Origin of the sequence: Kitasatospora sp. NPDC059722 (assembly GCF_042733235.1) — a bacterium.
In the GTDB taxonomy this organism is placed as follows: Bacteria; Actinomycetota; Actinomycetes; order Streptomycetales; family Streptomycetaceae; genus Kitasatospora.
Window position 1 is genome coordinate 200,075 of record NZ_JBHWGD010000004.1, and the last position, 11,835, is coordinate 211,909.

Annotated in this window: 8 protein-coding genes; 6 read left to right on the forward strand and 2 right to left on the reverse strand. The window is 71.5% G+C overall.

All coding sequences use genetic code 11. The features are described 5' to 3' along the window. Nucleotides 1-227: 227 nt before the first annotated feature. Both wecB and ACFV4F_RS04375 read right to left on the reverse strand, forming a co-directional pair. A complete protein-coding gene (gene wecB / locus ACFV4F_RS04370; protein WP_380500385.1) occupies nt 228-1,424 on the reverse strand; it encodes a non-hydrolyzing UDP-N-acetylglucosamine 2-epimerase in 1,197 nt (398 codons plus the stop codon). Nucleotides 1,425-1,563: 139 nt separating this feature from the next. Beyond that, nucleotides 1,564-2,817, reverse strand: a complete 1,254-nt coding sequence (locus ACFV4F_RS04375; RefSeq protein ID WP_380500386.1) for a glycosyltransferase — start codon at nt 2,815-2,817, stop codon at nt 1,564-1,566. A gap of 698 nt (nt 2,818-3,515) precedes the next feature. On the opposite strand from ACFV4F_RS04375, the gene ACFV4F_RS04380 reads away from it, so the two are divergent. From ACFV4F_RS04380 to ACFV4F_RS04405, 6 genes are all read left to right on the forward strand, one after another. After that, nucleotides 3,516-5,306, forward strand: coding sequence for a DUF2334 domain-containing protein (locus ACFV4F_RS04380; protein WP_380500387.1), 1,791 nt, complete (start codon nt 3,516-3,518; stop codon nt 5,304-5,306). A 30-nt stretch (nt 5,307-5,336) separates the two neighbouring features. Beyond that, on the forward strand, nt 5,337-6,428 hold the full coding sequence (locus ACFV4F_RS04385; RefSeq protein WP_380500388.1) for a glycoside hydrolase family 113: 1,092 nt from the start codon (nt 5,337-5,339) through the stop codon (nt 6,426-6,428). 80 nt (nt 6,429-6,508) lie between these two features. Next, on the forward strand, nt 6,509-7,654 hold the full coding sequence (locus ACFV4F_RS04390; RefSeq protein WP_380500389.1) for a low temperature requirement protein A: 1,146 nt from the start codon (nt 6,509-6,511) through the stop codon (nt 7,652-7,654). 190 nt (nt 7,655-7,844) lie between these two features. Continuing rightward, nucleotides 7,845-9,587, forward strand: coding sequence for a putative Ig domain-containing protein (locus ACFV4F_RS04395; RefSeq protein WP_380500390.1), 1,743 nt, complete (start codon nt 7,845-7,847; stop codon nt 9,585-9,587). A 99-nt stretch (nt 9,588-9,686) separates the two neighbouring features. Continuing rightward, nucleotides 9,687-10,877 (forward strand): hypothetical protein, encoded by a 1,191-nt coding sequence (locus ACFV4F_RS04400; protein WP_380500391.1) that lies wholly within the window; start codon nt 9,687-9,689, stop codon nt 10,875-10,877. 96 nt (nt 10,878-10,973) lie between these two features. Beyond that, a complete protein-coding gene (locus ACFV4F_RS04405) occupies nt 10,974-11,603 on the forward strand; it encodes a DedA family protein (protein WP_380500392.1) in 630 nt (209 codons plus the stop codon). Nucleotides 11,604-11,835: the final 232 nt, after the last annotated feature.

An 11,835-nucleotide genomic window follows, 5' to 3' on the forward strand; every position in this document is an offset into this window, starting at 1 on the left:
GTGCGGGGGGCGGGGGGGTGGGGGGGTGGGCCCCGCTGTGTGTGGCCGCGTGGGGGCCGCGCGGGCCCCCCCACCCCCCCCCCCCGGCGGCGGGGCCCCCCCCCCCCCCCCCCCCCCCCGCACCGGCTCCCCGTACTCGTCCCCCCAGATGGCGCTCACCGCGAAGGCGAGCCCCGCCACCGCGGCGGCGGAGAGGAGGAGGACGGTGAGGAGCCGGTGAACTCTCGTCATGCCGTCGAGTATGACTCCGGACCCTCGGGCTGGGGGACGGCGAGGGCGGCCGGTGCGGGGGCCGGGTCGGCGTCGACGCCGAAGTCCTCGGCGAGTTGGGCCAGGATCCGGGCGGTGGCGTGCCCGTCGCCGAAGGGGTTGCCGGCCCTCGCCATGCGCCGGTACGCGTCGTCGTCGTCCAGCAGGCGCATGGCGGCGTCCAGGATGACATGCGGTTCCGTGCCCACGAGTTGGGCCGCGCCGGCCTCCACGGCCTCGGGCCGTTCGGTGGTGGTGCGCAGGACGAGGGCGGGCTTGCCGAGGGTGGGGGCCTCCTCCTGGATGCCGCCGGAGTCGGTCAGGACGAGGTCGCAGCCGGCCAGGGTGGCGGAGAAGTCGACGTAGTCGAGCGGTTCGACGATGCGGATGGCGGTGTGGCCGGACAGTTCGGGCAGGAGGGCCTCGCGGACGGCGGGGCTCTTGTGGAGCGGCAGCACGAGTTCGACGTCGCCGCGGTCGGCGAGCCGGCGCAGGGCCTTGCCCATGGCGCGCATCTTGTCGCCCTGGTTCTCGCGGCGGTGCAGGGTGACCAGGACGCGGCGTCGGCCGTTGCTCTCGAAGTGGTCGCGGCCGGCGCCCTGTTCGAGCACCCACAGCAGGTTGTCGATGACGGTGTTGCCGGTGACGAACACCTCCGCCTCCGGGACGCCTTCGGCGGTGAGGTGTCCGGCGGCGCGGGGGGTGGGCGCGAAGTGCCAGCGGGCGATGCGCCCGATGAGGCGCCGGTTGAGTTCCTCGGGGAAGGGGTTGTCCAGCACCCCGGTGCGCAGCCCGGCCTCCACGTGGGCGACGGGGACGTGCTCGTAGAAGGCGGCGAGGGCGCCGGTGAGCGCGGAGGTGGTGTCGCCCTGGACGACGACGAGGTCCGGGCGTTCGGCGTGGACGACCTCGCCCAGGCCTTCGACCAGACGGGCCGTCAGCTTGGACAGCTCCTGCCGCTCTCTCATCACGTCGAGCTCGAACTTGGCCTCGACCTGCAGCAGTTCGAGCATCTGCTGGAGCATCTCGCGGTGCTGGCCGGTGGAGACGACGAGGGGCTCGAAGTGCGGGGAGGCGGCCATGGCGCGGACGACCGGCGCGAGCTTGATCGCCTCCGGGCGGGTGCCGAGGACGAGCATGGCGCGGACGGGTGTGGTGTTCGCGTTCGGGGACATGAGTCTCCAGAGAGGGTGCCTGCCGACGGGCAGGGAGGGTTTTCCGCACAGGGTTTTTCCGCACGTGCGCGGAGGGTCGTGCGTGCGCACGTGCGTGGACGGTGCTGAAGGAGACGGGCGTTCGTGTGTCGGGTGCGCGTCAGGTGCGCGCGGTCTTGAGCCAGGTCTGCTTGCCGGTGAGCATGCGCCACAGGCCCCACCATCCGGCGGCGAACCAGATGTAGCCGTAGATGACGAACACGTGGGAGAGCAGGACCGCACGGACGAGCCCGAGCCCGCGCTCGCGCCGGAAGTAGACCCAGCCGTAGGCGTACGCCGCCGTGAACGACAGGACGTACGGGCCGATGATCCACATCGGCGACACCAGCGGGTGCCCGGCCTCGATGGAGCCGAGGAGGACGCCGCCCGTGGCGATGACGAAGGACAGCGGGAGCAGGGAGGTGAGCAGGATCAGGACGGGGCTGGAGAGGTGGTACAGCAGGTCGATCGCGGGCTTCGTGGGCACCTCGCGCAGGATCAGCGGCACCAGCCGGGCCGACTGCAGGTGGCCCTGGAACCAGCGGGAGCGCTGGCGCACCAGCCGCCGCACGTCGAGCACGGCCTGCTGGGAGACGGCGGCGGTGGTGCAGTGGTGGTTGGTCCAGCCGCCGGCGATGAGGCGCACCCCGAGGTCGAGGTCCTCGGTCAGGGAGTCGCTCCAGGGCCCCGAGCCGTCCTCCCCGCAGAGGGTGTCGAGCGCGGAGAGCCGCATGAACTGCCCGTTGCCGCCCATGCCGACGCTGCCGAAGTAGCGGCGGGCGGACTGGAAGATGTCGCCGTAGATGACGAACTCCATGTCCTGGAGGCGGGCGAGCAGGCCCTGCTGGCGGTTGTACATGCGCACGCCGATCTGGGTGGCACCAGTGCGCGGGTCGTCGAAGTAGGGATCGACGGCCTGGACGACGTGCGGGTCGAGGCGGCCGTCGGCGTCGACGACGCAGACGATCACCTCGCCCGGGTCGCGGCCGTCCAGGATGCCGGACTCCCGCAGGTGGCGGATGCCGGCGTTGAGGGCGGCGCCCTTGCCCTTCCGGGCGTTCGGCAGGTGCCGCTGCAGCAGCTTGACCCGGTCGGGGTCGGCGGCGCGGGCGATCTCCGCGGTGCGGTCGTCGGACGCGTCGTCGATGACCAGCGCCATGAAGTCGGCCGCCGGCAGCGAGGTGATCCGGGCCAGGCTCTCCGCGAGCACCTTCTCCTCGTTGAGACAGGCGAGGAGGAAGACGTAGAGACGCTCGGCCTGCGGACCGCGGTCGTTGCGGACCCTGCGCCTGGAGAGGACGAAGAGGGTGGCGTTGTAGCAGCCCGCCATCACGATGATGGCGACGCTCGACCAGAGAAGGACCTCCGTGATCACGGGCGATCACCGGAGCTCCGGAACGCGAACCAGAATTTGACGAGAAGGAGAATGGTGGCTGTCGAACAGTAGAGCAGGAACCCGGCACCGGCCGCTTCCTGCAGTCCCCTGGCGAAGGGTACGCCCGGCAGAACTTCTGGGGCCGCCATCAGTCCGGCCAAGGGCAGGACTATCCCCAGAACGGGTTTTCCGTACATGAGATCCCCCCGGATTTCAGCCCGCCCGTCGGTCCGGGGCGTGCGGTCGGAGGTTATCAGATGACAAGCACGCTTAAGCATGTGATCACGAAAGGCTGCGAATCGGAATATTAAATTCCGTGAAACGGCGGTGAACCGGCCCGATCGGGCGTTCGGTAGGCCGATGATCGTTTCATTGCCGCAGGCCGAGGGCCGATGATTGGCCGAATGTGGTGCCATCGGAGGGCGTGCGTTCCGCGTCATGGACGCCGGCTCCTCCGTGCGAAGTCGACCGTCGAAAAGTGCACGGGCCGGACCGAGAAATGCTGTTGACACTCCTTGCGCCCGGCGTGAGAATCGGCGAAATGCCGGGGCTTCACCGCCGTGCCTTGCCATGTCTTCACCAGATTCACCGGGGGGTGCCTGGGGTGCGGGACCGGCGAAACCCATGAATCAGGGGGGACGACAATGAGCAAGGCGAGAGGGAGAATCCCGGTTGCCCGGGTCCCGCTCATTCTGACCGTGACCACCGCCCTGCTGGGCGGCGTCGGACTTTCCACCGGTGCCGAGGCGGCGGGCGGCGCCGGGAATCCGGCCGTTCCGTCCGGCGGGCCGCTCGCCGCCGCCGCGTCCGGTCCGGCCACCGGGGCCGCTTCCGCGGACCTGACCGCCTGGAGCGCCGCCCAGCGGGTGAACGACCTCAAGCGCCGGGCGCACCGGCTCCCCGTCATTCCGGCGGCGGCCCCCGCTGCCGCGGCCGCGCGCCCGTCCGTCCAGGCCCCGACCGCCGCGGCCGGTGCCTCGGCCCTCGTCCTCTACGACACCACCGGCCCCTACGGCTACCTCGGCGAGCTCTACGCCATGGCGACGGCCAACCTCGCCGGCCACTTCGGCACCGTCACCGCCAAGCCGGTCTCCGCGTACACCCCCGGCCTGGTGGAGCAGTACTCGGCCACCTTCTACGTCGGCTCGACGTACTACGGCGGCTCCATCCCGGACGCCGTCCCGGCGGCGTTCTACCAGGACGTCATGACGACCGCCAAGCCGGTCGACTGGATCGGCGACAACGTCTGGAACATGGCCAACGCCGTCGGCATCGAGAACTTCAAGAAGAAGTACGGCTGGGACCCGACCAACTCCTACTTCTCGACCAACGGCAGCGTCGGGAACATCAACCAGGTCACGTACAAGGGCCAGACGCTGACCCGGAAGATCCCCGCGGGCGCGGACGGCGGCGTGCTGCACCCCGCCCTCTCCGGCGCCGGCTACCCGCAGGTCACCCAGCTCGCGCTGGCCACGGACGCCTCCACCGGGGCCGTCACGCCGTGGGCGATCCGCTCCGCCAACCTCACCTACGTCGGCGAGATCCCCTTCGCCTACGTGTCCGAGTCGGACCGCGTGGTCGCGTTCGAGGACCTCCTCTTCGACGCCCTCGCCCCGGCGACCACCGAGCGCCACCGCGCGTTCGTGCGCCTGGAGGACATCAGCCCGGGGTCGGACCCGACCGAACTGCGCACCATGGCCGACTACCTGGCCTCGCAGAACATCCCCTACGGGATCAACGTCATCCCCGTCTACACCGACCCCCGGGGCGTCTACAACAACGGCACGCCCCAGACCATCACCCTGGCCCAGGCCCCGGACGTCGTCGCCGCGCTCCAGTACATGCTCGCGCACGGCGCCGTCCTCATGAACCACGGCTACACGCACCAGTACGGCAACGTCAACAACCCCTACACCGGCGTCACGGCCGACGACTTCGAGTTCTTCCGCTCGCACGTCGACGCCGCCAACAACGTCGTCTACGACGGGCCGCCCGCCGAGGACTCCACCGCCTGGGCCCAGTCCCGGGTGACCGCGGCCCTCGCCGGCTTCGCCGCGGCCGGCCTGCCCAGGCCCGCCCTCTGGACCACCCCGCACTACGCCGCCTCGGCCGCCGACTACCGGGTCTTCGGCCAGAACTACACGGCCCGGCTGGAGCGTCCGCTGTACTTCGCCGGAACGCTGAGCGGCGCGCCCGTGAACCCCGGCCGCTACATCGGGCAGTTCTTCCCGTACGCGGTCAAGGACGTCTACGGTACGACCGTGCTCCCCGAGGACATCGGCAACTACGAGCCCGTGCCCGTCAACAACCACCCGGCACGGCTCCCGGCCGACCTGATCAACTCGGCCAGGGCCAACCTCGCCGTCCGCGACGGGGTGGCCAGCTTCTTCTACCACCCGTACTACCCCGTGGCGCCGCTCCAGCAGACGATCGACGGCATCAGGGCCCTCGGCTACACCTTCGTCGGCCCGATGGACCTGGCCAACTGAGCGGCCCGAACAGGTGAGGAGCTCTCAGCAGTGAACCCGGTGAAGAGGACGGCCGCCGCCCTCGCGGCGCTGGCCGTCCTCTTCGTCGCCGCCGGATGCTCCGCGGAGTCCGGCGACGACGAGGACAAGCCCAAGCCCAGCCCCTCCTCGGCCGGTGCACCACCGACCGGCCGACCCGACGACGGGAAGACGAGCGAGATGCGCGGCATGACGCTCCCCTCGTGGAACACCGACGACTACGACAGCCCGCAGGCCGCGACCTACATCCAGCAGATCGCCGCCACCGGCACCCGGTGGGTGACCTTCACCCCCACCTGGTACCAGGACCGGGTCACCGACTCGGCCATGCGCACCACCGACGAGACCGCCGCCGACGACAGCCTGCGCAACATCATCCGCCTCGCCCACGACGCGGGCCTCAAAACGATGATCAAGCCCCACGTCGACCTGACCAAGGGCGGCGACCGCGCCGAGATCAGGCCGTCCGACCCGGACGCCTGGTTCACCGCCTACCAGGGCCTCATCACCCACTACGCCCAACTCGCCACCGACAACGGCGTCGACCAGCTCGCCGTCGGCACCGAACTCGCCGGCACCTCCCAGGACGGCGCGCACTGGGGCAGCGTCATCGCCGCCGTCCGCGACCGCTTCAAGGGCCCGCTGACGTACGCCGCCAACTACGACGAGTACAAGAAGGTCCCCTTCTGGAAGGACCTCGACGTCATCGGCATCGACGCCTACTGGCCGCTGACCGACAAGGCGACGACCGACCCGGCCCAGCTGCGCCAGGCGTGGCAGCCCATCGCCGACGAGCTCGCCGCGTTCTCCCGGAGCCGGCAGCGGAAGATCCTCTTCACCGAGGCCGGCTACGTCAGCCAGCGCGGCACGACGACCGCCCCCTACTCCTGGACCGTCAGCAAGCGCGACGGCGACGCCGAACAGGCCGCCGCCTACGAGGCGTTGCTCGCCACCTTCGACGGCAAGCCCTGGTGGGCCGGCGTCTGCTGGTGGATGTGGGACGACTGGCCCGACAGCGGCGAGACGAAGAAGAAGCTCGCGTACACGCCCCACGGGAAGCCCGCGGAGGACGTCCTGAAGAAGTGGTGGACGCAGGCGGGGTGACGCCGTCGCGCGGGTAGGGCGCAGGGGCGCGGCCGGAGCGCCGCGGGGGCGGGGCGGCGCCGGGCGGGCAGAGTGGTCGCATGCAGGAGCACGAGGAGACGCCACAGGAACAGCGGGCCGGCTGGTTCGAGCTGTTCTTCGACCTGGTGTTCGTGGTCGTGGTGAGCGTCCTCGCCCAGGGGCTGCACGGCGACCCCGGGGCGAAGGAGTTCGGCACGTTCCTCGTGCTGTTCTTCCCGGCCTGGTGGGCGTGGGCGAACCTCACGGTGACGATCAACGTGGTCGGCTCGGACCGCCCCCGCGGCCAGGCCCTGCTCCTCGGGACGATGCCCGCGCTCGGCCTGATGGCCGCGGCGGCGCCGGAAGGGCTCGGATCGCGGGCGTGGGCGTACGCGCTGGGCGCCGCGTGGGTCCGGCTGGGGTTCTTCGCGATCTGGCTCGACCGGGCGCGGCGGCCCGGGAGTCCGCTGCCCGTCTGGCGGCCCGTCCTCTACTGCCTCCTGCCCGCGGTGCTCTGGGCCGTCTCCGCCGCCGTGCCGGGGCCGGGCAGGTTCGTCCTCTGGGGCGCGGCGACGGTGCTGGAGGTCGTGCTGCTCTCGGTGCGCGCCGGGATCAGCGCCGAGTTCTACGCCCGGCTGTCGGTCGAGCACCTCGTCGAGCGGATCGGCCTGTTCGTCGTCATCGTGCTCGGCGAGAGCGTCTACACCATCGGCGTCACCCTGTCCGCCCACTTCACCCGGGCGTCGGGGGCGACGGCGCTGCTCGCCTTCGTCGTGGTCGCCGAACTCGCGATGGTCTTCTTCGTCTGGGGCACGACGGAGGCGGCGCGCGGACTCGCCCACGTCCAGGCCGAACGGTCCGACCGGGCCATCCGCGACACGGTGATGTACCTCCCGTTCGTCCTGGTCTCCGGCGTGACCGTCATCGCCGCCGCCCTCGGCACCGCCGTGGCCGCGCCCACGCACCACCTGCCGGTGGGCGCCCGTTGGGCGTTGTGCGGCGGCGTCCTCGCCTTCTACACCGCCAACGCCGCCATCTCGCTGCGCTACGGCGACGGCCCGCGGACCGTCCTCGGCTGGTACCTGCCCGCCCTGCTCCTCACCCTGGCCGGCCTGGCACCCGCCTCGGTGTTCCTCCCCGCCTGGGCTGCGGTGGCCTGTGCGGCCCTGGTGGTGTTCGCCCTCGCCAAACTCGCCCGCCACCGCAGCGCCGCCCGACGGGGCTGACCGGCCGTCATCGTCACGGCATCGCGAACTGACTGCTCGTATTCCGTTTATGGGGATGTGGAGGCGGTGCGGAACGTTGATTCGTCGCGTTCCGTTCAAGCGTCGCTTACTCCATCATGGAACGGTGTCCGGCGCGCCTACGCGCGTAGCACCGCCCCCCTGTACCCCCACTGCACGGAGGACTTGACCCATGCTCAGACGCCTCGACACCATCCGTCCCCTCGCCCTGGGGGCGGTCGTCCTGACCGTCCTCGCCGGATCGAGCGCCGTCCCCCACCGGGCCGCCGCGGCGCCGGCCACGGCGAACGCCACGACCGCCCCGGCCGCGGCCCCCGCCGCGACCGCGCAGCACCGCGTCCTGTTCGACAACAGCAAGGCGGAGACCGCCGGCAACGCGGACTGGATCATCAGCACCAGCCAGCCGGACCCGCTCGCCGAGAACGCCAACCCGCAGTCGGAGACCGACTGGACCGGCGCCATCTCCGCCTGGGGCGTGGCCCTCCAGAAGACCGGCCAGTACAGCCTCAAGACGCTGCCGAGCGGCTCCACCATCACCTACGGCACCGGCGGCGCGCTGGACCTCGCCAACTTCGACGAGTTCGTCCTGCCCGAGCCGAACATCCGGCTCAGCGACTCCGAGAAGACCGCCGTCATGACCTTCGTCCAGAACGGCGGCGGGCTCTTCCTCATCTCGGACCACACCGGCAGCGACCGCAACAACGACGGCTGGGACTCCCCGGCCATCCTGAACGACCTGATGACCACCAACTCGGTCAACAGCAACGACCCGTTCGGGCTCTCGGTCGACCTGCTCAACATCCAGACCGACAACCCGCGGGCGATCAGCGACGCCGCCGACCCCGTCCTGCACGGCCCCTTCGGCACCGTCACCGGCAGCATCATCCGCAACGGCACCACCTTCACCCTCAAGCCCGCCGACAACCCCTCCGTCAAGGGCATCGTCTACCGCACCGGCTACTCCGGCACCACCGGCGCGTTCTTCGCCACCAGCAGCTTCGGCAAGGGCCGCGTCGCCATCTGGGGCGACAGCTCCGCCATCGACGACGGCACCGGCGAGCCCGGCAAGACCGTCTACAACGGCTGGAACGACCCGGCGGGCACCGATGCCGCGCTCGGCCTGAACGCCACCGCCTGGCTCGCCGGCACCGGCAGCGGCAGCACCACCGGCAGCGTCACCCTCACCAACCCCGGTGCCCGCACCGCCACCGCGGGGACGGCCACCAGCGTCCAGCTGTCCGCCACCGACACGGCCGGCGGCACCCTGACCTACGCCGCCTCCGGTCTGCCCGCCGGCCTGGGCGTCAACGCCACGACCGGCCTGATCAGCGGCACGCCCACCACCGCCGGCAGCTACTCCGTGACGGCCACCGCGACCGACTCCACCGGCCCGTCCTCCTCCGTCACCTTCACCTGGACCGTCCAGCCCGCCGGCGGCGGCAGCGGCTGCACCGCCGCCCAACTGCTCGCCAACCCGGGCTTCGAGGCCGGTTCGACGGCCGGCTGGACCGAGACCAACACCAGCGGCACCAGCACCATCAACAGCAGCTCCAGCGAGCCGCCGCACTCCGGCACCTACGACGCCTGGCTCGACGGGTACGGCACCACCAACACGGACACCCTCGCCCAGACCGTGACCCTCCCGGCCGGCTGCAGCACCTACAACCTCAGCTTCTGGCTGCACATCGACACCGCCGCGAGCAGCACCACCGCCTTCGACAAGCTGACGGTGACCGCGAACGGCACCACCCTGGCGACCTACTCGAACGTCAACGCGGCCGCCGGCTACCAGCAGCACACCCTCGACCTGTCCGCGTACGCCGGGCAGAGCGTGACCCTCAAGTTCAGCGGCTCGGAGGACTACACCAAGCAGACCTCCTTCGTCCTCGACGACACCGCCGTCAACGTGGCGTGATCCGGCCCCGGTTGCCCTCCTTCATGAGAAGGAGGGCAACCGGCATGAGAGTCAGCGACATTGACGGCGGCTCAACACCGCCACTGCTAGCCTCGGCCCATGTCTGCGGAGCAATTCCTGACGCTGGACCCGGCCTCGGCCGACTTCGTCGTCGACGTCTCCAACGTCGTCCGCGACGACGCCCTCCTGAGCGCCCGGAAGGCCGATCTGGAGCGGCTCACCGCACTCTGCCGCGCGCTGGCCTCCCACGTGGGCGACCACACCCTGCAGATCTACGCCGTCGTCGACGACTCGCTGCTCACCGACTCCTACCTCACCCGGGCCGAGCGGGCGCAGCTGCACGACTGGGTCGAGGCCGGTCTGATGGAGCCGCGAACGGTCGCGGACGACCGGCTGATAGAGATCGCCGACCTCTCCGGCGTCTCGGTCGTGAGCGACGACGGCTTCGTCGAGTTCCACCGCCGCTACCCGTGGATCTCCGGCAACCGCGACCGCTTCGTGAAGCCCGTCCCCCTGCCCGGCGGCCGGGTCGGGATCGCCCGGCGGGTCATGCCCGTGCCGGAGGACTGGCAGATCACGCGCAAGGAGGAGGAACGCCTGCTGCTCTCCGCCGGGATGCTCGACCGGCGCACCGGCAGCGGCCCGCGCCGCGAGTTCCTCGAACGGCTCTGGCGCTGCCCGGAGCGCGGCTGCCGGCTCTTCGAGGGCGGGCGCCGGACGGGCGCGGGCCAGGCGCTGCCGCGGCACGACCGCGGCCGGGCGGTCTGCCCGACGCACCGGCTGCCGCTGATCGACCGCGGGCCGCGCCCGAGCCAGGTCGAGGTCAAGATCCACGTGAACGACGAGGTGCAGACGCGCGTCGTGGTCGTGGCCGGCCACGACGTCGTCGTCGGACGCGACCCGGTGGCCCGCAAGGGGCAGCGGGCCGTCCTGATCGGCCCGTGGCTCACCGGCGCGGCCACCCACCTCGTCAGCCGCTCGCACGTCCGGCTGGCCTGCCACGACGGCGTCCTGGAGGCGCACGACACGAGCACCAACGGCTGCCGGGTCCGCTCGGCCGACGGCACGGAGCGCGAGGTCCGGCCCGGGCGGACGTGGCAGCTGCGGCGCGGGCAGCGGCTGCTGCTGCACGAGTCCGTGTGGGTCGAGATCAGCGGCCGGACCTTCGTCCTCGAGGGCGAGACGCCGCTCCCGAAGGCGCCCGCGCGCAGCGAACCCTCGGGGCCGACGATGCTCGGGCAGATCCTCCCGAAGCAGGACCACCGCAAGGGCAGGCGCCCGACGCGCTGAGGACCGGTGGTCACCGGGTGGTCGCCCGGGGTGGTCGTGGGCGGTCGGGGCGTTCCGGCGGGATCATGGGAGGGTGATCCCGAGCGGGGTGCGCCGATGAACGTGATCACCGACTGGCTGCGCGGACTGTCCGGACCGGTGGTGTACGCCGTCGTCGCGACGCTGGTCTTCGCCGAGGACGCGATCTTCGTGGGATTCGTCGGCTTCGTCGTCCCCGGTGAGACCTCCGCCATCCTCGGCGGCCTCCTCGCCCACCAGGGCAAGGTCTCGCTCGCGTGGATCACGGTCGCCGTCGTCGGCGCCGCCATCCTCGGCGACTCCGTCGGCTACGAGATCGGCCGCCGCTTCGGGCCGTCCCTCCTGCACACGCGCGCGCTGCGCCGCCACGAGGAACGGATCGACAGGGCGCGGGACTTCATGAGCCGACGCGGTTCGGCCGCCGTCTTCTTCGGCCGGTTCATCGCCTTCCTCCGCACGATGGTGCCCGCACTGGCGGGCACCTCCCGCATGCCCTACCGCCGCTTCCTGTTTTACAACGCCGTCGGCGGCATCGCCTGGGGCGTCGGCTGCACCCTCCTCGGCTACTTCGCCGGCGCTGCCTACCGCCGGGTCGAGGGCGTCGCGGGCCGCGTCGCGGCGATCGCGCTGGCCGCCCTCGTCGTCATCGCCATCGTCGCGTGGCACCTCCGCAGGCGCCGTGCGCGGCGCCGCGAGGAGAAGTCCTGAGGCCTGCCCCCGCTCCTGGGGGCGCACCGGCGGAATCCCGCTCGTCCCGGACGGGTTCGTGTGGCCGACGTGCCGCGAGTGCGGCGGGGCCGCGTTCCTCTGGCAGCGGTGATCCTCCGGGTTCCGGAGCTGACGTTCTAGTACTCCAGTGAGAGTTCTCCGTTTTCCCTGGTCAGCGGCCTGGTGGTCGGGAGTGTAGCCGGGCCGTGCCGGGGGCGGAGGGGTGTTCGCC

Coding starts and splice junctions, on each gene's coding strand:
- ACFV4F_RS04405 (WP_380500392.1), top strand. CDS start 10,974: ATGAACGTGATCACCGACTGGCTGCGCGGACTGTCCGGACCGGTGGTG.
- wecB (WP_380500385.1), bottom strand. CDS start 1,424: ATGTCCCCGAACGCGAACACCACACCCGTCCGCGCCATGCTCGTCCTC.
- ACFV4F_RS04395 (WP_380500390.1), top strand. CDS start 7,845: ATGCTCAGACGCCTCGACACCATCCGTCCCCTCGCCCTGGGGGCGGTC.
- ACFV4F_RS04400 (WP_380500391.1), top strand. CDS start 9,687: ATGTCTGCGGAGCAATTCCTGACGCTGGACCCGGCCTCGGCCGACTTC.
- ACFV4F_RS04390 (WP_380500389.1), top strand. CDS start 6,509: ATGCAGGAGCACGAGGAGACGCCACAGGAACAGCGGGCCGGCTGGTTC.